This is a genomic window from Actinomadura rugatobispora, assembly GCF_042656285.1.
Classification (GTDB): domain Bacteria; phylum Actinomycetota; class Actinomycetes; order Streptosporangiales; family Streptosporangiaceae; genus Spirillospora; species Spirillospora rugatobispora.
Genome location: NZ_JBHSON010000011.1, coordinates 94,313 through 116,688, shown reverse-complemented (window position 1 = coordinate 116,688; position 22,376 = coordinate 94,313). Strand labels below are relative to the sequence as shown.

Here is a 22,376-nt window from a genome sequence, read left to right as displayed (position 1 = left end):
CCGTTGCGCGGGGCACGGCCTCCTCTGTATTCGCGTCGTCGCGTCAGGGGACGGGGCGGTCCCACAGGACGGGCTGGTCGCGCGTCGCGTCGGCGGTGCGGCCCACGCCCAGCAGCTTGTCCTTGAACGTGCCCAGGCCGCCGATCGACTGGGCGCCGCCGCCCGCCAGGCCGGTGCCCTCGGGCTTGGACGCCTGCCAGGACGCGCCGTCCGCCGACGTCCACGACACCACGTCGGTGGCGCCCGCCTCGCCGCCGGTGCCCGCCGCCGCGAACCCCTTCGCGGTGGCGGTGAGCGCGGTGACCTGGACGTTGGAGGCGCCCTCGGGGATCGGCGGCTTGGACTCCTTCCACGTCTTGCCGCCGTCGGCGGACACGTAGAACAGCGGGGAGGTGCCCGCGCTGCCCGCCGCCACGACGACGTTGCCCTTGGCCGCGACGTGCGTCAGCGCGCCCTCGGCCACCCCGCCCGGCAACTGGAGCTGCTGCAGCGTCCACGCCTTGCCGTCGGGTGAGGTCCACACGCCTGGACGCGAGGCCGGGCCGTTGCCCACGGCCGGGTCGCGCAGGCCGCCGACCGCGACGAAACCGGACTGGCCGGCGGCGACGCCGCGCATCCACCGGTTGGAGCCGGGCAGCGCCTCCAGGCTGTTGCGGCCGACGCTGCGGCCCCGCTCCCACGTCTTGAGGTCGGCGGAGAACCAGGTGGCCGCGGACAGGCCGTCCTCGCCGACGATGACGTAGCCGGCCGGGCCGGAGGCGGTCGCGTAGGTGGCGAGCGCGGTGTTCCGGGCGGGCTTGAACTGCTCGGCCGAGTCGCCGGCCTGCCAGGTCGCGCCGTCGGCGGAGACGACCACGAGCGGGCGGCGCGGGTTGACCTGGTCGGACCCGACCGCCAGCCAGCCCGCCTTGCCCTGCGCCACGCCCACCAGCTGCTGCGGGCCCGGCCGGGAGAACACGCCCTGCCCGGCCTGGGCGCGGGTCCACGCGGCGCCGTCGGTGGTCGTCCACACCCCGGCGTCGCCGCGCGCGCTGCCGACCGCGACCGCGCGGTCGGAGCCGCCGGCCACGGCCGCGACCGTGTGGTCGGGACGGACCGCGCCGGGCACCTTGGTGATGTCGACCGGGAGCTGGGTGCCGCCGCCGTCGTAGACGCCCAGCAGCGAGTTCAGCTCGCCGCCGCCGTTGTCGGAGCCGACCAGGACGGTCTGCCCGCCGCTCAGCGCCGAGCCGTTCAGGACGCGGCCGGGCCGGCTGGGCAGCGAGCCCGCGTCCTGCCAGGCCGAGCCGTCGGGGGTGCGGGAGATGGCGACGTCGCGGCCGCGCACGACGATGGCCGCGTAGCCCTGGTCGGACGCCAGGATCCGGCTGGTCCGCTGGTAGCCGGAGGACTCCACGCGTCCGGCCTGGGTCCAGGTGGAGCCGTCCTTGGACGCGAACGCCTGCCCGTAGGTCTTGCCGCCGCCCTGGATCTCGCGGATCGCCAGGAAGCCGGTCGCGCCGCCGCCGATCATCAGGCCGCGGGTGCCCTTGGGCACCGGCACCTTCGACTCGGTCCAGCTGCGGCCGCCGTCGTCGGAGCGGAACACCCGGCGCCCCTGCTGGAGCTTCCTGGCACCCGGGTTGGCGGTGTGCAGGCCCTCCAGCAGCAGGACGTCGCCGCTGCCCGCGGCCTCCAGCAGGTTGATGGTGCCGCGCTGGAGCGGGAGGCCGATCCGGCTTCCGGTGCGCGCCTCCCAGCTGGTGCCGTCGGCCGACGTCCAGATGGTGGGCTCGGCGTCGCTGAAGTCGCCCTTCCTGGAGGTGTCGCCGAAGGCGAGGAAGCCAGCGTCGGACGCCACCGCGCGCCGCACGCGCGTGTTGGGGGCGAACGGCTGCCCGGCGCCGTCGGGCTGGCGGGTCCAGGTCTGGCCGTTCTGGCTCGTCCAGACGGCGCCGCCGCCCGGCTTGACGCCGATCGCGACCCAGCCCTTGGCCGAGCCCGCGATCACCCGCGGCAGCTCGCCCTTGGCCAGGCCCTCGGCGCCGCCGCCCTGCACCTCGGCGGGCTTGAACGTGCGGCCGCCGTCGGCGGAGACCAGGAACTGGCCGCGCGGGGAGCGCCCGTCGGACTCGGCGCCGACCGCGACGACCGTGCTGCCGACGGACGCGGCGGAGGTGAGCTGCTGGTCGCGGCCGTCGGTGGCGGCGTTCGGGTCGATCGCGAAGACCGACCCGGCGAGCTTGGCCGCGCCCTCGCCGCCACCATCGCCGTCGCCGCCGAGGGAGGTGACGACGAAGAAGCCGCCCGCGGCGACCAGGGCCGCGGCGGCGACCCCGGCGACACCGATGAGCAGCGGCTTCTTGCCGACCTTCGGGCCCTTGCGCTTGGCCTTGGGCTTGGGTTCGGTGCGCCACGGCTCGTCGATCTGCGGCGGCGGCGCCATGGGCTGCGGCGGCGCCATGGGCTGCGGCTGCGGGACGGGGGCCTGCGGGCCGGGGATCTGCTGCGCGAAGGGGAACGGCTCGGGGGCCGGGGGCGCCTGGTGCGCGGCCTGCTGCGGAGGCTTGGGGGTGTCCGGGATCTCCTGCGCCCACGGGAAGGGCTCCGGCTTCGGCGGTGCCGGCGCCGGGGGAGCGGGGGCGGGCGGGGTGGGCGCGGGCAGCGGAGCCTCGGGGATCTGCTGCGCGTACGGGAACGGCTCCGGCGCGGGCGGGCTCGGCGACGGCGACGGTGACGGGGTCGGCGGAGCGGGCGGGGGCGGCGCCGCGAACGGGGTCTCCGGGATGTGCTGCGCGTACGGGAACGGCTCGGGCGCCGGGGGCGAGTCCGAGGGCGCGGGTGCCGGAGGAGCGGGCGGTGCCGGGGGAGCGGGCGCCTGCTGCGCCTCGGTGCCGGGCTTGGCCGCCGACTCCGCGACCGACTTGGCGTTCGGGATCTGCTGCGTGGCCGGGGCCTCGGACGCGTACGGGAACGTGGAGGTCTTGTCGCTGTCCGGCGACGGCTCCGGCTCGGGCTCGGGGGGTGTGAGAGGCGTCCCGGCGGGCTTGAGCTGCTCGGGCGTGAGCACCTCGGTGCCGGGCTCCTCGGCCCGGGGGGCGGGAGGCAGGCCGGGCGCGGGAAGGCCGGGGCCGGGGAGGCCGCCCTGGGCGCTGAGGTCCTCCAAGCGGACCTCCTCCAGGTGCACCTCCTGCACGGGGGCCTCGTCGCGCGGCGGTTCCTGCGGGGGCAGGGGCGGCGCGGACGGCGCGGGCGCCCCACCCGGCCCCTCGTCGCCGGCCTCGTCGTCGGACCGGCGGCCCGCCGGGGGCATGAACTGCGACAGGTCGGTCACGGTGGTGTCCGCACGCGGGCCCCTGGACGACTCCGAATCCGGGGCCGGCGGAGTCGTGAACGACTGCGGGGGCGGCGGCACCGGCGGCCCCGCGCCCCGGTCGAAGACCTGGGTGCTGCCGTTGGCGTCGAAGTCGGTGATCGTCCGGTCGCTGATGGTGCGGTCGGCCGGCGCGGGCTCGTCCGCGCCGAACGCCGGCAGCGGCGGGGGCTCGGGCAGCAGGTGCGCTCCCGGCGGGAGCTGCCCGCCGTCCAGCCACTGCGGGGGCGGCGGCGCCGCGTGGCCGCCTTCCGGCGCAGGGTTGTCGGGCGACTCGGCCTGGGGCCGGTCGCCGCCCGGCTCGTCGTCCGGAGTCTTCGGTGGGGTCACGCCCGTCTCCCCGTGTTCGGCGAAGTCATGGTCGGTGCGGCGGCCATTGACACCGGGGTGTCGTTCACCGGGGCGTCGAATGCGCCGACTCGGATCATATCGGCGCAGTCGGCGTGAACCCGTCGTACCGGCGTCAGCCCGTCGTCAGGCGGCCGCTCATCCAGCGTAGGAGTTCGGGCGTGAGGCGCTGGAAGGTGCGCAGATTGTGGCCGCCGTTCCGCGGGAAGAGGGTGGAGACGCGGAGCGGGGCCTTGGCCAGCTTGACGAACCGCTGCGCCTGGTCGAACTCGGGTCCCTGCTCGGTCTGCGCCAGCAGCAGCGAGACGGGCGGCGGCGGGCGGTGCTCCAGCCGCCAGATCAGGTCGTTGTCGTCGCGGACCTGCTTGCTGCCGCCGTACAGGTCTCCGGTGGAGCCGTCCTGGATGGCGCGCAGGTACCCGCCCAGCGACGCCCCGGCGGCGAACCGGTCGGAGTGCCGCATGGCGAGCTTGGCCGCGCAGTACCCGCCGGTGGACTGCCCCATGACGCCCCAGCCCCGGGAGTCGGCGGCGACGCGGTAGGTGTCGGTGATGGCCTCGGGGACGTCCTGGGAGAAGAACGACTCGGCCTGCGGGCCGCCGGGCACGTCGGTGCACTCGGTGTCGCGCGGCGGCGCCACCATCGACCGGGTGATGACGTAGATGGTGGGCTGGAGGCGGCCGGTCCTGATGCCGGTGCTGGCGTCCTTCAGCAGCCCCTGCCGTTTGATCATGCCGCGCGGGTCGCCCGGGTACCCGGCCAGCACCAGCGTGACCGGGAACCGGCGCCGCTCGAACTGCCGCTGGAAGTACTGCGGCGGCAGGTAGACGAACGCCTTGGCGCGCAGCCCGGTGCGCAACCCGCGGATGGTGACCTCGTCGAGCTGGCCGTCGCGTTCGGACGAGCGCAGCCCGGAGGTGGCGCCGAGCGGCGAGATGGTGCGCGGCAGCGGGCGTCCCGCGGCGGCGCCGGGACCGCCCTCCCGCACCTTCCCGGGCCCCTCGCCGGCGGTGCCCAGCAGGTCGCCCCAGGTCACGTAGAAGAGGAAGTAGCCGTTCAGACCGGCGGCGAGCGCGAGGACGAGGGCGACCTGGCAGGCCGCCAGCAGCCCGGACCGGGCGAGCACCGGGCCGGGGCCCGGGCCCGAGGCGCGGGGCAGCAGCCACACGGTGAGTCCTGTCACGACGACGGCCAGGACGATGAGCGCCCCGATGAGCCAGCCGCTCGTCAACTGCACACGCAACACCTCTCGTAGGCTCGCCCGCGGCGGTTACGGTGGGCTAGTTTGCCGTAGATCGTCCGTTACGGGGACATGATCAACACAACGAGGGGGCGGTCGGGTGATGCGGCGGCCGCTCCTCGCGCTCCTCACGGGCGCCCTGGTCAGCGTGCTCGTCGCGGTCGTCAGCGCGCTGGCCGCGCCGGACGGTGACGGCTCGGCCGCGCCGCTGCGATCCGGACCGCCCGTGCGGCCTGGATCGCCGGGAACGACCGGTCCGCCCGCGCAGCAGCCGATGAACGCCGCCCGCCCCGAGCTCAGGCCCGCCCTCGACTCCAACTTCCCCGACCCCGAGATCGTGCGGGCCGGGAACCTCTACTACGGCTACGCCACCAACGACGGCGGCAAGAACGTCCCGGTCGCGACCGCGCCGTCCCCCGCCGGGCCCTGGACGCGCACCGGCGGCGACGCGCTCCCCGTACTGCCGCCCTGGGCCGAGCCTGGACGCACCTGGGCGCCCGACGTGTCGGCCCGCGGGGACGGCTCGTACCTCCTCTACTTCACCGCCGGGCGCAAGGGCACGGACGACCAGTGCATCGGCGCCGCCACCGGTCCCTCCCCGGCCGGGCCGTTCACGCCCGACGCGCAGGGGCCGCTGGCCTGCCGCGACGGCAAGGACGTCATCGACCCCGCCGCGTTCACCGACACCGACGGCGCCCGCTACGTCCTCTACAAGCGGGAGGGCGACGGCAAGAAGGCGCCCGGCGGCCTGTTCCTGCAGCGCACCACCCCCGACGGGATGCGCGCCGACGGGGAACCGACCCAGTTGCTGACCAGGAGCGGCGACGAGCCCATCCTCGTCGAGGCCCCGGCCCTGGTGAAACGGGACGGCCGCTACGTGCTGTTCTACGCCGCGGGCGTCTTCTACAGCCCCGACTACCAGACGCGGTACGCCACGGCCTCCGCCATCACCGGCCCGTACACGAAGGCGGCGGGCCCGCTGCTGTCCACGGACGGGTACGGGAAGCAGATCACCGGGCCGGGCGGTGCCGATGTCGTCCACGACGGCACCGACTCCTACCTGGTGTTCCACGGCATCACCAAGTTCTGGGGCGGCGACGCCGTCCAGCGGTCCATGTACGTGGCCCAGCTCGGCTGGGCCGCGAACGCGGCGCCCGTCGTGCGCGGCAGCCCGGTCCGCTACGAGGCCGAGAAGGGGCGCGTGTACGGGGCGCGGGTGCTGCGCGACGTGCCCGGCACGTCGGGCGGCGCCGCCGTCGGCTACATCGACAACGCCCAGTGCCTGGTCGACCTGGACGTGTACGCGCCCGCGGCCGGGGCGTACCTGGTCCGGATCCGGTACGCGAACCGTTCACCGGGCGGCGGCGAGGCGGCCGAGCACGTCCTGACCGTCAACGGCGCCGCCCCGGTCGCGGTCGCCTACCCCCCGGGCGGATCGTCCCCGCAGTGGAAGGACGCCACGGTCGAGGCCGGCCTGCGCGCCGGATGGAACGTCCTGCGCCTCACCTACGGCAGCGGCTTCGCCGAACTCGACCACATCGACGTCTCCTGACCGGCCCTGACGGCCGTCCCGGTGGTCAGGTGCCCTGGTCGGCGGAACGGCAGGACGCGCCCGAGCACGCCTTGAGCGCCGCCAGCAGCCCGGCCAGCTGGTCCCGGCGCGGCACCGCGAGCTGCGCGGCCATGTTGTGCTGCGAGGCCAGATCGGTGCGCAGGTCGTAGTACTCGCGCTCGCCCGCGTCGTACTCGATGTAGAGCTCGTTGGTGGTCCGCACCGCCATGTACGACGGCGGGTTGCCCCAGCCGCGCCCCGGGTAGTCGGGGTCGCGCGGGTCGCTGACCGGCCCGGCGTGCTCGATCAGGATGGAGTTGCGCCACGACCGCACCGGCGCGCCCCGCAGGAACGGCACCAGCGACCGCCCGTCCACCAGCGGCGAGATCGGGACGCCCGCCAGCTCCTCGAACGTCGGCCGCAGATCGGTGTTGGCCGTGAGCTCGTTGACCGCGCGCCCCTTCGGCACGCCCGGCCCGGTCACGATCAGCGGGACGCGCACGTCCGGGTCGTAGGCGGTGCCCTTGCCCTCCACCAGCCGGTGCTGCCCCATGTGGAACCCGTTGTCGGACGCGAACACGAGGTAGGTGTTGCGGTCCAGCCCCCGGTCCGCGAGGGCCTGCTGGACGCGGCCGATCATCTCGTCGACCGCCTGCACCATCTGCACCCGGCCCCGGTACTTCTGGTCGATGGTCTGGATCCCCTTGGGGCCGATCTTCGGCCAGGCGTGCATCCAGGATGGCTTGTCGGAGATGTCGGGCTCGTTGAACGCGGGGCCGCGCGGCGCCTTCACCCCGGGGAAGAGGTTCGCGTGCCGGGGCGCCGGAGTGAACGGCGCGTGCGGCGCGAACGTCGACAGCTTCAGCAGGAACGGGCGGCTCGTGGTGGACCGGTTGACGAAGTCCACGGCCTTCCCCGTGAGCACGTCGGTCAGGTAGTCGGCCGGCTGGTTGCCGTACCGGACGGGCTTGCCGTTCTCGCTCAGCGTGTAGTCGTAGTGCCGGTAGCCGAGACTGGTGGCGTACCACTCCGTCCACCCGGGCGGAACGAACGCCTGCGAGCCCGCCTGCACCTTGGCCGGGTCGTAGCCGTTGAGGTACTTGCCCATCAGCGCGGTGCGGTAGCCCGAGCCCTCCATCGTCGTGGCGAAGGTGTCGCGCTCACCGCCGTTGCCGTTGAACCGCTGCCAGCCGCCCTTGGGCGGCTCGTTGGTGAGCACCTGCGTGTTGTGCGGGAACTTGCCCGACAGGATCGTCGCCCTGGACGGGCAGCACAGCGTGTTGGTGGCGATGAAGTTGGTGAACGTGACGCCCTGCTCGCGCATCTTCCTCACGCGCGGCATGTACTGGACGAGATCCCAGCTCAGATCGTCGGTCAGGATGAACACGATGTTGGGCTTGGGCCCGCCGGGCGAGGCCACGGCCTTGGGGGGCTTGGACGGCCCGTTCCCGACGACGCCGCACGCGGTCGACAGGACCAGCGCGCAGGCCGCCAGCAGCGCCCCGTACCGGCGCGCCCGCCCGCCCGGCGTTCGGCCCGACGCTCGGTTCAAGGCTCGGTTCAACGCTCGACCGACCCGGTGGAGGGCCCGTCCCCCTTGGCCGGCGGCTCGGAGCCGGGCGGCTTGGCCTTGGGCTTGGGCTTGGCGCCCTTGTTGCGCGCCTGGCGGTCCCCCCGCCACATCGCCCCCGCCTCCGCCACGTCGCCGTCGAAGATCTTGCGGCCGCCTCGCATCATGACTCCTCGGTCGCACAGCTTGATCAGCATCTGGATGTCGTGGGCCACGATCACCATCGTGCGGCCCTCGTCCCGCAGCTCCCGGATCCTGGCCAGGCACTTCTCCCGGAACGGCGGGTCGCCCACGGCCAGCACCTCGTCGATCAGGAAGATGTCGGGATCGGTGTGCGCGGCGATCGAGAACGCCAGCCGCATGAACATCCCGGACGAGTAGAACTTCACCTGGCTGTCCAGGAACCGCTCCACCCCGGAGAACTCCACGATCGCGTCGAACTTGCTCCGGATCTCGGCCTCGTCCATGCCGAGGATGGCGCCGTTCAGGAAGACGTTCTCCCGCCCGGTCAGCTCGGGGTGCAGGCCCGCGCCCACGTCGATCAGCCCGGCGATGCGGCCGCGCACCCGTACCGAGCCCGCGTCGGGCGACAGCACCCCGGAGATGAGCTTGAGCAGGGTGCTCTTGCCGGACCCGTTCAGGCCCATCAGCGCGACCGTCTCGCCCCGCCCGATGGTGAGGCTGACGTCGTCCAGGGCGTTGAACGACTCCGACAGGCTCTGCCGCCGCACCGCGCGCACGGTCATGTCCTTGATGGACCGCGCGTGCCGGATCGTGAACCGCTTGCTCACCGAGTCGACGACGATCGACGGCAGCCGCGCGGGAGCGGGCGCGGAGGCGGGCACGGGAGCGGGCTCGGGATGGTCGGTCACGGTCACAGCTCCTGCGCGAATCGCTTCTGCAGGCTCGCGAACGCCCACTGCCCGGTCAGGAAGACCGCGACCGCGAAGCCCAGCGACGCCACCGTGCGGGCCTCCAGCGCAGGCACGGGCGGCAGCGCGCCCGGCGCGCCCGGCTCCCAGAACGCCCGCTGGAACAGCGACACCGCGCTGACCAGCGGGTTCGTGAGGTAGATCTGGGCGGCCCACGCGGGCAGGTGGTCGCGGACATGGGTCCACGGATAGATCATCGGCACCGACCAGGTCACGAAGATCATGGTGATGTCCACGACCTGCTCCATGTCGTGGAAGAACACGTTCACCGCCGCGCACAGCAGCCCGAGCCCGACCCCGAACAGCACCACGATGGCCAGCCCCACCACCGCGCCGGCCAGCCCGGACAGCGTGGGCCGCCAGCCGAACACCAGCGACCCGCCCAGCAGGATCGCCATCCCCGGCAGGAAGTGCACCAGCGACACCAGCAGCGACGCGGTCGGGAACAGCTCCCGCGGCAGGTACACCTTCCGGACGAGCGGCGCGTTGTGCAGCACCGACTTGGTCGCCGCCTGCAGCGTCTCGGTGAACAGGTTGACCAGCACCATGCCGGAGAACAGGTACACCGGGAAGTCCTCGATGACCCGGTCCATGCCCATGAAGACGCCGACGACGAAGAAGTACACGGCGAAGTACATCGCGGGCCGCACATACGACCAGCCGAGGCCCAGCAGCGACCCCTTGTAGCGCGCCTTCAGCTCCCGGCGCACCAGCAGCCGCAGCAGGTAGCGGCGCTGCGGCTGGACGACCTCGCGGAACCCGCCGGCCGAGGCCGGGTCGCGCAGCCCGCGCGTCCGCCCCGGAACGCCCTCGTGCCCCCCGCCGCCCGAACCGCCCGCGCCACCCGGCCCCCCCGACCCGCCGAGCCCGCCCGCGCCGCCGGGGACCCCGAGACCGCCCGGCTCGCCCGCGCGGCCCGGGGGCGGGGCCGCGGAGGCGCCGGGGTCGGCCTGGCCGGCGGTTTCGTCATGGGTCGGCGCGGCCGGCCCGTGTCCGGGGCCGTCCGGGGACGCGGACCCCGACCCGGACCCGGACCCGGGACGGACGTCGGAGTGCGCGGCCGTCACGAGCGGCCCCTATACCGAGGGGCGCGAGGACTCGAAGGTCTCGCGCCACCGCTCCGCGGAGGTCAGCTCGCCCATGGCCGCGCGGTACTCCGTGGTGAGCCGCGGCCACTCCTTGTAGAGCCTGCCGTGCAGGGCGCTGGTGCGCTGCATCAGCGACCGGAACCGCTTCGGATCGCGCTGGTACCAGGCCGCGCCCGTGCCGTCCGCCGCCGACACCAGCGCGCTGTCGAACTGCGACAGCTTCCACCAGCGCAGGTCGATGTGCGGCACCAGCGCCTGCGGGTTGCGGGACGCCGCCGCGTCCACCGGCTTCAGCTGCTTGATCCCGCCGACCACCGCCGCCCTGATCATGCCCTTGCGGTCGCGCGGCGGCGCGGCCTCGCGGCCCTTGCGCGGCGGCTTGGACCGCCGGATCGCGGGGAAGTCCTCCAGGTCCTCCTCGTACTTGGCGTCCGGGAACTGCCTGCGGAAGTCGCGGATCTCGCCCATCTTCGTGACGATCGAGGAGTGCATGTGCCGCGGGCCGCGCAGCACGTCCTCGATCGCCATCAGCATCAGCTCGGCCGCCGAGTACTGCATCGCCAGCGCGTGCTTGACGGAGACGAACAGGCTCTCCTTCAGCAGGTTGCCGCCCCGGTCGTAGGGGGAGTGCACCAGCGCCGACACCAGCCGGTTGCGCTCGTGGAAGTAGGCCTGCCAGTCGATGGTGTCGTCCTTGTCGTGCCACGGGACGTGCCAGACGGCCACGCCGGGCAGCGACACCGTCGGGTGGCCCGCCGCGCGGGCCCGCACACCGTACTCGGCGTCGTCCCACTTGATGAACATCGGCATCGACAGCCCGACGTCCTTGATGACCTCGGTCGGGATCAGGCACATCCACCAGCCGTTGTAGTCCACGTCGATGCGGCGGTGCAGCCAGGCGGTCTCCCGCATCCGGTGGTAGCCGAAGTCGTGGCCGTGGAAGGTGTGCGGCGCCGGCCCCCAGAACCAGCGGTACGGCGCGAGCGTCTCGCCGTAGGCGTGCAGCACCGACCGGTCGTACAGGCTGAACATGTGCCCGCCGACGATGGTCGGCTTGCGGGTCAGGTCGCCGAAGGTGACGGCCCGCAGGATGCCCTCCGGCTCGGTCACCACGTCGTCGTCCAGCAGCAGCACGTAGTCGCTGGTGCCGGCGCGGACGGTCTCGTCCATGGCGCGGGCGAAGCCGCCGGACCCGCCCAGGTTGCCCTGGTCGATCACGCGCAGCCGGCCCTCCAGCGCCTTGGCCGCGTCGGCGAAGCCGGGGTGGTCCTCGACCCGCTTCTCGCCCTGGTCGATCACGAAGATCTCGTCGATGACGTCGAGGACGTCGGTGGCCCGGCCGAGCGCCACGAGCTGCTCGACGCAGAAGTCGGGCCGGTTGTAGGTGGTGATGCCGATGCTGGTCCGGCCCTGGGGCGCGTCGGTGGCGGCGCACCACTCGGCGCGCTCCATCACCGCGGGCCGCTCTCCGGCGACCAGTTCGAACCAGTACCAGCCGCCGTCGACGAACGGCTTGAGCGGGAGCGTGAAGAGGCGCTCCTCCGCCGCGGCCGAGTGCACCTCGAGCGACTCCAGCCGCTGCGAGTGGCCCTTGGAGTTGGACCGGTAGACCAGGATCTTCGCGTCGCCCCGCACCCGGACGCGCAGCACGACCTCCTCCAGCCGCGTCCAGCGCCGCCAGTAGCTGGCGGGGAAGGCGTTGAAGTAGGTGAGGAACGACACGCGCCGCCCGGCGGGCACGACGACGCGGCGGCGGTCGTGGCCGGGGCCGCCCGGCTCGTCGTCCTCGTCCTCGTCCTCGCGGTCGGACCCGTCCCAGTGCTCGGCCGGCTGGAACTCCGCCGGCTCCGTGTCCGGCCCGGACGCGGGCGCCACCGCCGCCGCGCCGGCGTCGGCGTGGTCGGCCTGCTGCGTGCGGACGATGTTGCCCTCGAGGTAGAGCTTCAGGATGTCCTGGTCGCGGTCGACCGGCATGACGACGCGATGCAGGACGCGCAGCTCGGCGTCGGTGGTCATTCGTCCGTCCCTCCGCTGGCGAGCCGCGCACCCTCGGTGAAGTGCGGCCGCAGCCGGTTGTCGACCATGTTCAGCGCGCTCGCGATGGCCATGTGCATGTCGAGGTACTGGTAGGTGCCCAGGCGGCCCCCGAACAGGACGCCGTCCTCCCGCCGGGCCATCGTCCGGTAGCGCAGCAGCCGGTCGCGGTCCTCGGCGGTGTTGATCGGGTAGTACGGCTCGTCGCCCCGTCCGGCGAACCGGGAGTACTCCCGCATGATGACCGTCTTGTCGCCCGGGTAGTAGTCCCGTTCCGGATGGAAGTGACGGAACTCATGGATGCGGGTGTAGGGGACGTCCTCGTCGGCGTAGTTCATCACCGGGGTGCCCTGGAAGTCGCCGGTCGGCTTGACCTCCAGCTCGAAGTCCAGGGTGCGCCAGCCGAGCTCGCCCTCCGCGAAGCCGAAGTAGCGGTCCAGCGGGCCGGTGTAGACGACGGGCACGTTGCCGACGACGTCGTCGCGCAGGTCGAGGAAGTCGGTGCCGAGCCGCACCTCGATGTCCGGGTGGTCGGCCATCCGCTCCAGCCACGCGGTGTACCCGTCGACCGGCAGGCCTTCGCGCGTGTCGTTGAAGTACCGGTTGTCGAAGGTGTACCGGACCGGCAGCCGCGTGATGATCTCGGCGGGCAGGTCGCGCGGGTCGGTCTGCCATTGTTTCGCCGTGTAGCCGCGGATGAACGCCTCGTACAGCGGGCGCCCGATCAGCGAGATCGCCTTCTCCTCCAGGTTGGACGGGTCGCTGACCTCGGCCGCCTGCTCGGCGACGAGAGCGCGCGCCTCGTCCGGCGTGAACGCGCGGCCGAAGTAGGAGCAGAGCGTGCCGAGGTTGATCGGCAGCGGGTAGACCCGGCCCTTGAACGTGGAGAACACCCGGTGCTGGTAGCCGGTGAAGCGGGTGAACCGGTTGGCGTACTCCCACACCCGCTCGTTGGAGGTGTGGAACAGGTGGGCGCCGTAGCGGTGGATCTCGATTCCGGTCTCCGGTTCCGGCTCGCTGTAGGCGTTGCCGCCGATGTGGTCGCGGCGGTCCACGACCAGGACCTTGAGGCCCAGGTCGGACGCGCAGCGCTCGGCGACGGTCAGGCCGAAGAAGCCCGACCCGGCGACTACAAGATCAACATTCACGTGGGGACCCCGATGGACGGCGTTGTCGGCTGGAGCGATGTCGGCTGGAGGGAGGGCCGTTCCCGTCGACCCGCCGGGCGGGGTGCGGTGCGATGAATGCCATGCTGTGGGGATGACCTGGTGCTACCTGGGAGCCGGTGACTGATCGGGGACGGATGCGGAGAACGGGACTTAAAGGGCAAGTGCGCAGCTAAGATACCCGCTGGCCGATGCCCGCGCGGGCCGTTCCCGGCCTTGGTGATCCATTTCCCGTCCCTCCGAGCGTCCCGTCGCTCCCCGACCCGCTGGGTGGTGGTCCGTGACCCCGGTCGTGTACGTGCACGTGGGCGCGCCCAAGAGCGGCACCACCTACCTCCAGAACGTGATGTGGCACAACCGCGAGCTCCTCGCGGCGGAGGGCGTGCTGTACCCGGGCGGCGACGACTTCTCCGCGCACGTGTGGGCGGCGTTCGACCTGCGCGGCGCGTTCTTCGACGGCCACCGCGACCCGGTCACCCGCGGCGCCTGGTCCCGGCTGGTGGACGAGGTCCGCGCCTGGGACGGTCCCGCGGTCATCTCCCAGGAACTGCTGAGCTCGGCGTATCCCCGGCACGTCAGCCGCGCGATGGCCGACCTGGACTTCGCCGAGGTCCATCTCGTCTACACGGCCCGCGACCTGGCCCGGCAGATCCCCGCGCACTGGCAGGAGGACGTCAAGAACCGCTCCGCCATGACCTTCGGCGACTTCGTCACCGGCCTGCGCGAGCCGGAGGCGTCGCGGTCGCCGTGGGTGCGCGAGTTCTGGCGGATGCAGGACGCCGCCGGGGTGCTGGAGCGCTGGGCGCGGGACGTCCCGCCCGAGCGGGTGCACGTGGTCACGCTCCCGCCGCCGGGCGCTCCCACCGGCCTGCTGCTGGAGCGCTTCTGCGAGGTCGTGGGCGTGGACGCGACGCAGCTCGACACGTCCGCGGTGTTCGCCAACCCTTCGCTCGGCGTCGCCGAGACCGAGCTGGTCCGCCGGATCAACCTGGCGTCCCGCGAGACCGTCGAGTGGCCCGTGCACGACGTGTACGTCAAGCACGACCTGGCCCAGTCGGTGCTGACGGCGCGTGAGGGGGCCACCCGCATCCGGCTGCCGGAGGCGTACCGGCCGTGGGTGCTGGAACGTTCGCGGGAGATGACCGGGGCGCTCGAAGAAGCGGGATACCGCGTCGTGGGCGACCTCGGCGACCTGCTGCCGGGGCCGACCGGGGGCTCCTCGTTCTCCGACCCGGACCAGGTCCCCGAGGCCGAGATCCTGGACGCGGCGCTGGACGCGCTGGCGCAGCTGCTGCGGCAGTGCGCCGTGCAGCACCGCCACGGCGCCGGGGAGGAGGACGGTTCGGCCGACCTGATGCGCGAGCAGGTCGCCCGGCTGCGCGAGGACGCCGCGCACCTGGAGGCGCTGTCGGCGTCCCCCGTCAAGCAGGTCGTACGGACCCTGAGCGAGCGGAACCGCCTGGTCATGAGCGCCCGCGCCGCATACTGGCGATTCGCCGAGACAACCCGCCGCCCCTCCCCGCCGCCCTCCGCCACGTCCCCCGCCAACACCCCCGCATCCGAGACACGGAAGTGAGGCAATGAGTGCGAGCCGCCGAGCGGAGGCGAGGCAATGAGTACTGAGAAGCAGATCTTCCTGCATATCGGGGCGCCGCTGGTGGGTGCCGGGGCGTTGCAGGAGGCGCTGTGGCACAGCGGCCCGGTGCTGGCCGCGCACGGGGTCTGCTACCCCCTCGAAGGCCCCCACCAGCATTTCGCGGCGACCATGGATCTGCGCGAGATGTCCTGGGGCGGTCACCGCGACCCCGCCTGGAACGGCGTGTGGGACCGGGTGGCGGAGCGGGTGCGCGAGTGGGAGGGCGACCGTGTCGTGCTGTCCCACGAGCTGCTGGGCGGGGCGACGGAGGCGCAGGCGCGGCGGGCGGTCGAGTCGCTGGGGCCGGGCGAGGTGCACATCGTGTTCACCGCCCGCGACCTGGCGCGGCAGATGGCGGCCGACTGGCAGGAGCACGTCAAGCACGAGCACACCGTGACCTTCGACCAGTTCGTGGACGACCTGGTGATGAAGGGCATCGAGGCGCCGGAGCCGTTCGGCGAGATGTTCTGGGGCCTGCACGACCCGGTGCGGGTGCTGGGGGCGTGGGGCGCGGCCGTCCCGCGCGGGCGGGTGCACGTGATCACCGCGCCGCGCAGGGAGCGGGGCGGGGGCGGGTTGTGGCGGCGCTTCGCCGAGCTCGCCGGGATCGCGCCGGAGTGGTGCGACCTGGCCGCGGTGCGCGAGCAGGACCCGCTGGGCCTGGCCGAGGCCGAGCTGGTCCGCCGGTTGAACGAGCGCCTGGGGACGTCGCTGGGCGGCGACTACGAGCCGCTGGTCCGCCGCCACGTCGCCAACACGCTGCTGACCGGGCGCGAGGGCGCCGAGGGGCATGCCGAGATCGTCGTGCCGGTGCGGCACCACCCGTGGATGCGGACGCGGTCGCGGGAGATGGTCGAGGGCCTGGAGGCGGCCGGCTACGACGTCGTGGGCGATCTCGCCGAGTTGATGCCGGAGTTCGGCGGCGCGGTCCCGGCCGAGCCGGTGGACGCGCCCGTGCTGACCGGGGTGGCGATCGAGGTGATCGAGGCGCTGCTGCGCGATCTGGCCAAGTCGCGGCAGCGCACCCAGATCGCCGAGATCAACCACGAGCTGGCGCAGGTGCGCGAGCAGCTGTCGCGGCTGAGCGCGGCACCGGCCGCGCGGTCGTCGGTGATGCGCCGCGCCGCCGGACGGCTGCGCGGCCCCGGGGGCGGCGCCCGTGGGTGACGGGCGCGGCGCGCCGCGGGTGGTCGCGGTCGTCGTCACCTACAACCGGCGGGAGCTGCTGGTCGAGGCGCTGGAGGCGGTCCGGGCGCAGACCCGGGTCCCCGACGCCGTCGTCGTGGTCGACAACGCCTCCGCCGACGGCACCGCCGATCTCGTGCGGGAGCGGTTCGGGGAGGCCGAGCTGCTCGCGCTGTCCCGCAACACCGGGGGCGCCGGGGGGTTCGCGGCGGGGCTGCGGCTGGCCCTGGACCGCGGCGCCGACCTCGTCTGGCTCATGGACGACGACACCGTCCCCGAGCCGGGCGCCCTGGCCGCGCTGCTGGACGCCCGCGCGAACGTCCCGGGCCCGCCCGTCCTGGTGGCGAGCCGGGTGGTGTGGACGGACGGCCGCGACCATCCGATGAACACGCCGCGGGCCAAGCCGCGCGCGCCCGCCGCCGAGGTGCGGGCCGCCGAGGCGGCGGGGTGCGTGCCGATCCGCTCGGCGTCGTTCGTGTCGGTGCTGGTGGACGCGGACGCGGTGCGGGAGCGCGGGCTGCCCGTCGCCGACTACTTCCTCTGGAACGACGACTTCGAGTTCACGACCCGGCTGCTGCGCGGCCGGACGGGCGTGCTGTGCCGGGGCAGCGTGGTCGTGCACAAGACAAGGACGTTCGGGTCCACGGACGTCGACCCGGGCGAGCGCTTCTTCTACGAGGTCCGCAACAAGATCTGGTTGTTCACCCGCAGTGACGGGCTGACAACAGGCGAGCGCGTGCTCTACGGTGGCTCGACCGCTCGAAGGTGGACGCTGACCTTCGTGCGCTCCCAGGACCGGGCCGTCCTGCGCCGGGGGCTGTTCCGCGGTGTCGCCGCGGGATTGCGCGCGGGCCCGCGGTCCAACGACGAAGCCCTCGGAGATCTCGATACGCGATGAGCCCGCCCCTGCCCCCCGCCTCCGCTCCCGTTCCCAGCCCCGCTCCCACTCCCGGTCGCCGTGGCGCGCGCGCTCGTGCCGGACGCCGCGCGAAGGCCGTCGGCCCCGACACCGGCACGGGCGCCCCGCCCGCCGTCCGGTCGCGGCTGCGCGAGTTGGACCTGCTGCGGTTCATCGCCGCCGCGGTCGTGATGGTCTACCACTTCACCGGGGTGCCGACGGCGGCGTGGGGCCAGGACGCCCGGGTGCTGTTCCACGAGATCTCCGACTTCACCCGCGAGGGCCTGCTGGCCGTCGAGCTGTTCTTCCTGATCAGCGGGTTCGTGATCCTGATGAGCGTGTGGGGGCGGCAGGTCGGCGACTTCGCGGTGTCCCGGCTCACCCGGCTGTTCCCGGCGTACTGGTTCGCGGTGACGCTCGGCCTGGTGATCTTCCTGGCCACCGGGATCCACTCCGGCACCACCGGCGAGCTGGGCGTGGCGCGCAGCTACCTGCCCAACCTGACCATGCTCCAGGACGGCTGGCACGTTCCCAAGATCGAGGTGCTGTACTGGACGCTCTGGACCGAGCTGCACTTCTACGTGCTGGTCGCGATCCTGGTGGGGGTCGGCCTCACCTACGCCCGCTGCGTGATCTTCATGGTGACGTGGCTGCTGGCGGCGGCGTTCGCGGTCGAGGCGGGCGGCACGTTCGTCAACTCGCTGCTGATCTCCGGCTGGGCGCCGTTCTTCATCGCGGGGATGGCGTTCTACCTGATCCACCGGTTCGGGTCCAACCTGATCCTGTGGCTGATCGTGCTCGGCTGCTACGGGCTGAGCACGCACTTCTCGGTGAAGCGGCCGGACGAGGCGTTCCGGTGGCCGGGCGTGGACGAGTGGCTGATCCCGACGATCCTGGCGGTGCTGTTCCTGGTGATGGCGCTGGTCGCGACCGGGAAGCTGCGCTGGATGAGCTGGCGCGGCTTCACGGTGATGGGGGGCCTGACCTACCCGCTGTACCTGATGCACGAGACGGTGTCCCGGCCGCTGATCAAGACGCTGTTCCCGTACTACTCCAAGTGGAACGTGCTGGCGCTGGCGATCCTGACCTCGCTGGCCGCGGCGTACCTCGTCCAGAAGGTGGTCGAGGAGCCGCTGCAGCGGATGCTGCGGCCCCGGTTGAAGAGGGCGCTGGCGCAGATCCGCGCGGGCGGGGAGGGGACGGACGCCTCCGCTGCTCCCGCCCGTCCCGCCCGTCCGGGCGGCGACGGCGGCGAGACCGGCCGGGTGCCGCGCGGCAGGCACGTCCTTGCCGATCCGGACCCGGCGGCCGGGTGGCCCGATCCGGCGGTGGCCGTGCACGGGCCCCCGCCGTCGGCGCCGCCGTCGCCGTACGGCCCGCCGCCGTCCGATGGTCCGCCGAGGGGCGCCTGACGGGCCGCTGAACGTGGGCCGACCCTGGCCCCGGAGCGGGCTGAGCCTTATGCTGCGGCGAGATGATCTCCCCCGGATCCCGTGCCCGGTCCTTCGCCGCCGCGCACTGGCCGTTCCTCCTGCTGCTGGCCCTGGGCGTCGCGCTGCGCGTGGTGACCGTGCTCGGCTACCGGTGGACGATGTGGTTCCCGGACTCGTTCGAGTACATGGCCGGGGCGCTGGAGCCGGAGCCGTCCCCGGCCAGGCCCGCCGGCTACTCCTTCTTCCTCTGGGCGCTGCGGCCCTTCCACAGCTTCGAGCTGGTCGTCGTGCTGCAGCATCTGATGGGGCTGGGCGTGGCGGTGATGGTGTACGCGCTGCTGCGCGGCAGGTTCGGCCTGCCCGGCTGGGGCGCGTCGCTGGCGGCGGCGCCCGTGCTGCTGGACGCCTACGAGCTCCAGCTCGAGCACATGGTGATGTCCGACACGCTGTTCACGGCGCTGCTCGTGGGGGCGGTCACGGCGGCGATGTGGCGGGCGGTGCCGCGCGCGGGTGCGGCGGCGCTGGCGGGGGTGCTGCTGGCGCTGGCGGCGCTGACCCGCTCGATCGCGCTGCCGCTGCTGCTCCTGCTGCTGGTCTACCTGGTGGTGCGCGGCGCGGGCTGGCGTCCGGTGGTCCTGGCGGCGGCGGGCGCGGCGGTGCCGCTGGCCCTGTACGCGACGTGGTTCCACTCCGAGCACGACCGCTTCGCCATCACCAACAGCAGCGGGATCTTCCTCTACAGCCGGGCGATGACGTTCGTCGACTGCGACGAGTTCGACGAGCCGCCGCCGCGGCGTGAGCGGGTGCTGTGCCCGGTGCTGCCGCCCGAGAAGCGCCCGGCCTCGCACTACTACATCTGGGCGGGCAAGTCGGTGCTGCGCAGCGATCCGAGCCTGCCGCCGTGGTTCTCCGCCGAGCAGGAGGAGATCGCCCGGGACTTCGCGCTGCGGGCGATCCGCAACCAGCCGGGCGACTACACCGCCACCGTGTGGGAGGAGCTCCGGCTGGGGTTCTCCTGGACGCGGCCGGTCTTCCCCGACAAGAAGACCTATGTGTACTACGAGTTCGGCCGCGAGGAGAAGCCGCTGCCCAACTTCATCAAGGCGGACGTCCCCGCCTACGACGCGGGACGCAACACGACGCGGATCGTCGAGCCGTACGCCGGGTTCCTGCGCGGCTACCAGGACCACGTCTACATGCGGGGCGCCCTCATCACCGGCCTGCTGGCCGTCGGCCTGGTCGGGGTGGCCGCCGGGTGGCGGCGGCGCGGCGGGCCCGCGCTGCTGCCGTGGACCCTGGCGCTGGCGATGACGGTGGTGCCCGCGGCGACCGTGCTGTTCGACTACCGCTACCAGCCGCCGGTGATACCGCTGGCCTGCGTGGCCGCCGCGCTGGCCGTGCCGCGCCGGACGAGGCCGCGGCCGGATGCGGCCATGCCGGTCCCGGAGGCGGCCAAGACCGGGGCGGGCGCCGGTGGCGGCGCCTTGCCCGATCTTTCCCCGAGGTGACCTTCATGACCGAAATGGCGTTCAAAGTCGGTCATAGGTGCCACTGTTCGGTTGAACGGGGCGCGTAAATCACGGATCCTCTTTACTCTGTGCGGTGTAGGAAACCAACCCGAACCCCAGGCGTTCCATACCTTCCCGTAACACCCAGGGGTCTCTCGACGTGACGGAGATGGCGAGCGGTTCCGCGATGACGCGGCTGGTCCAGCCCGACCGCGTTTACGTCGGCTGGCGCTACGCGCAGGTGCACGCCGACCCGGGGCCGCCCCCGGGCCGGCCGGAACCGCGGGAGGCGCCTCCGGCGCCGCCGCCCGAGCGGCGCCCCGGCGAGTACCTCGCGGGCCGGCCGCTGCGGATCGCGGCGATGGGCGGCGGCGTGGGCATGGCCCTGTTCCTGCTGTGCGGCGTGCTCGGCGCGGTGCCGTGGGCGTTCGCGGGCGTGGCGATGGTGGCGTGCGCCGTCATCCTGGGCATCACCGGGTACGCCCTGTGGCAGGACGAGCGCGCCGTGCGGGCGCGGCTCGTCCAGGAACGGCTCAAGAGCGAGCGCGTCCGGGCCGCCTGGCAGCGCGAACGCGACGCGGCCGCGTCCGACTACGTCGCCGCCTACCAGGAGTGGGAGGAGCGGCAGCGCGCCTACGCGGGGCAGCGCGAGTGGTACCCGGTCGCGGTGCCGCCCGGCGTCGACCGGGTGGACGTGGTCGGCGGCACCCTCGCGGGCTGGTCGGCCGCCGTCACCACGATGGGCGCGGCCCGGCTCGCCGGCGGCGGCCGCCTCACCGTCATCGACCTGTCCGAGGGCGCGGTCGCGCACGACCTGCTCCGGGTCGCCGCGGCCCGCGGCGACGACCCGCTGGTGTGGGTGCTGCCGGCCGACCTGCCGCGGATGGACCTCACCCGCGGGCTCAGCCGCGAGGCGATGGCCGACGTGCTGTCGCTGGTGGTCGGCGCGGGCGAGGAGCAGGACGGCACCCGCGACCTGTCGTTCGACAACTCCATCCTGGAGCGGATCATCGAGGTGCTCGGCGACGGCGCCACGATCCCCCGGATCACCGCCGCGCTGCGGGTGCTGGCCCAGGTCGGCGACCCGCGCGACGACCTGCGCCGCGGCCTGCTCACCGACGAGGAGCTGACCCGCCTCACCACGCTGTTCGGACGGGACGCCACCGACCGGATCGTCGTCCGCCGCGCCTGGGCGCTGGAGGCGCAACTGCGCAAGCTGGAGCGGCTGGCCGCCGAGCCGGTGCGGCTTCCCCCGTCGCGGCTGCACGTGGTGTCCATGGACCGCCGGGCAGGAGTGCTGACCAACCGCGTCCTCGGCACGTTCGTCACCACCGCGCTCACCCACCGGATCCGCGAGTCGCCGCCCGGCGGCCGGTGGGAGCACACGCTGTTCCTGTGCGGGGCGGAGAAGCTGCGCGGCGACGTGCTGGACCGCCTGATCGACGCCTGCGAGGCGACCGGGACGGGCCTGGTGCTGCTCTACCGGTCGATCCCGGCGCACGTCCGCGAGCGGCTCGGCCGCCGCGGCCACGCCGCCGTCGGGTTCATGCGGCTGGGCAACCCCGAGGACGCGCGGATCGCCGCCGAGCACATCGGCGCCGAGCAGCCGCTGCTGGTCGCCGAGATCACCGAGGCGGCCGGGGAGTCGCTGTCGGACATGACCGGGGAGAGCTACGCCAGCACGGTCGCCTACGCCCGCTCGCGCGGCGACGAGCTGACCGACCCCGCCTGGTCCCCGCTGCCCGGCCCCGCACCGGACGACTCCGCCCTGGTCGAGGGGATCAGCTCGGCCACCGCGTGGGGCCGTACCCTGGCCGCCACCGAGGACCGGCGCCGCGGCGAGGGCGGCGAGCTCAAGCAGGGCTTCCGGGAGCTGCGGATCGAGCCGCCGCAGCTGCAGCGGCTGCCGCCGACGGCGATGGTCTTCACACACGCGAGCGCGACCGGCCGCCGCATCCTGCTGGTCGACGCCAATCCCGGGATCATGACGCTGCCGACCGCGCACGTCATGGAGTTCGAGGAGTACCTGCGCGAGCGGGAACGCTGCGACGACGACGAGGGCGACGACGAGGGCGGCGACGAGCCGCCCGAGCCCGCCGAGACCGCCGAGGACCCGGCCGCCGTGCCCGAAGAGCAGACCGCTCCCGAGGAGCCGCTGGCGGCCCCCACAGGCCAGCGGGCGCCCGGCTTCCCCTGGTCGTCACGGGCCCGCCACGCCCTTCCCCGGAGGACCAACCCGCGCGGCGCGAGCGTGCGCGGTACGCGCATCGTCCCGCCCCTGAAACCGAACGGCAAACACGCCGCCGACCCACCGTAGCTGTGTTTATTGGTCGCCCTGCGGCGTCGGGCGTAGAACGCCCTCCTTCTCCGGGCGACGCTGCGATCGCTGCATCGCTCCGACTCGCCTGGCGGCTCGCTGCGCGATCGGTTTCTC

At 73.5% G+C, this 22,376-nt stretch carries 14 protein-coding genes; 7 read left to right on the top strand and 7 right to left on the bottom strand.

The annotated features are described in order from the left end of the window. Window positions 1-43: 43 nt before the first annotated feature. Complete coding sequence (locus tag ACFPZN_RS10265; protein WP_378281608.1) at window positions 44-3,682, bottom strand: beta propeller repeat protein; 3,639 nt, start codon at window positions 3,680-3,682, stop codon at window positions 44-46. A gap of 133 nt (window positions 3,683-3,815) precedes the next feature. Further along, window positions 3,816-4,937: an alpha/beta hydrolase gene (locus ACFPZN_RS10260; RefSeq protein WP_378281607.1), complete on the bottom strand. Its 1,122-nt coding sequence runs from the start codon at window positions 4,935-4,937 to the stop codon at window positions 3,816-3,818. A 106-nt stretch (window positions 4,938-5,043) separates the two neighbouring features. On the opposite strand from ACFPZN_RS10260, the gene ACFPZN_RS10255 reads away from it, so the two are divergent. Continuing rightward, the gene (locus ACFPZN_RS10255) at window positions 5,044-6,492 is read left to right on the top strand and encodes a family 43 glycosylhydrolase (protein WP_378281606.1); all 1,449 of its coding nucleotides are present in this window, start codon (window positions 5,044-5,046) and stop codon (window positions 6,490-6,492) included. A 25-nt stretch (window positions 6,493-6,517) separates the two neighbouring features. Here ACFPZN_RS10255 and ACFPZN_RS10250 read toward each other — a convergent pair whose 3' ends face one another. The 5 genes from ACFPZN_RS10250 to glf are packed head-to-tail and all read right to left on the bottom strand — an operon-like array spanning window position 6,518 to window position 13,264. Continuing rightward, window positions 6,518-8,044: a sulfatase family protein gene (locus ACFPZN_RS10250; RefSeq protein ID WP_378281605.1), complete on the bottom strand. Its 1,527-nt coding sequence runs from the start codon at window positions 8,042-8,044 to the stop codon at window positions 6,518-6,520. An 8-nt stretch (window positions 8,045-8,052) separates the two neighbouring features. Then, window positions 8,053-8,934 carry an ABC transporter ATP-binding protein gene (locus tag ACFPZN_RS10245; RefSeq protein WP_378281604.1) on the bottom strand — a complete coding sequence of 294 codons (882 nt, stop codon included), beginning with the start codon at window positions 8,932-8,934 and terminating at the stop codon, window positions 8,053-8,055. A gap of 2 nt (window positions 8,935-8,936) precedes the next feature. Then, the gene (locus ACFPZN_RS10240) at window positions 8,937-10,061 is read right to left on the bottom strand and encodes an ABC transporter permease (protein ID WP_378281603.1); all 1,125 of its coding nucleotides are present in this window, start codon (window positions 10,059-10,061) and stop codon (window positions 8,937-8,939) included. Between the two features lie 9 nt (window positions 10,062-10,070). Further along, complete coding sequence (locus tag ACFPZN_RS10235) at window positions 10,071-12,098, bottom strand: glycosyltransferase (protein ID WP_378281602.1); 2,028 nt, start codon at window positions 12,096-12,098, stop codon at window positions 10,071-10,073. After that, window positions 12,095-13,264: a UDP-galactopyranose mutase gene (glf, locus tag ACFPZN_RS10230; protein ID WP_378281601.1), complete on the bottom strand. Its 1,170-nt coding sequence runs from the start codon at window positions 13,262-13,264 to the stop codon at window positions 12,095-12,097. Before glf ends, ACFPZN_RS10235 begins: the two co-directional genes overlap by 4 nt. Before the next feature lie 298 nt (window positions 13,265-13,562). On the opposite strand from glf, the gene ACFPZN_RS10225 reads away from it, so the two are divergent. From ACFPZN_RS10225 to ACFPZN_RS10200, 6 genes are all read left to right on the top strand, one after another. Continuing rightward, window positions 13,563-14,858: a hypothetical protein gene (locus ACFPZN_RS10225; protein WP_378281600.1), complete on the top strand. Its 1,296-nt coding sequence runs from the start codon at window positions 13,563-13,565 to the stop codon at window positions 14,856-14,858. 36 nt (window positions 14,859-14,894) lie between these two features. Beyond that, window positions 14,895-16,085: a hypothetical protein gene (locus ACFPZN_RS10220; protein ID WP_378281599.1), complete on the top strand. Its 1,191-nt coding sequence runs from the start codon at window positions 14,895-14,897 to the stop codon at window positions 16,083-16,085. Continuing rightward, a complete protein-coding gene (locus tag ACFPZN_RS10215) occupies window positions 16,078-17,001 on the top strand; it encodes a glycosyltransferase (protein WP_378281598.1) in 924 nt (307 codons plus the stop codon). The genes ACFPZN_RS10220 and ACFPZN_RS10215 overlap by 8 nt, the downstream gene beginning before the upstream one ends. Then, window positions 16,998-18,413: an acyltransferase family protein gene (locus ACFPZN_RS10210; RefSeq protein ID WP_378281597.1), complete on the top strand. Its 1,416-nt coding sequence runs from the start codon at window positions 16,998-17,000 to the stop codon at window positions 18,411-18,413. Before ACFPZN_RS10215 ends, ACFPZN_RS10210 begins: the two co-directional genes overlap by 4 nt. 62 nt (window positions 18,414-18,475) lie before the next feature. Then, window positions 18,476-19,942, top strand: coding sequence for a hypothetical protein (locus tag ACFPZN_RS10205; protein ID WP_378281596.1), 1,467 nt, complete (start codon window positions 18,476-18,478; stop codon window positions 19,940-19,942). 169 nt (window positions 19,943-20,111) lie between these two features. Then, window positions 20,112-22,259: a hypothetical protein gene (locus ACFPZN_RS10200; protein WP_378281685.1), complete on the top strand. Its 2,148-nt coding sequence runs from the start codon at window positions 20,112-20,114 to the stop codon at window positions 22,257-22,259. The last annotated feature ends 117 nt before the right edge of the window (window positions 22,260-22,376 follow it).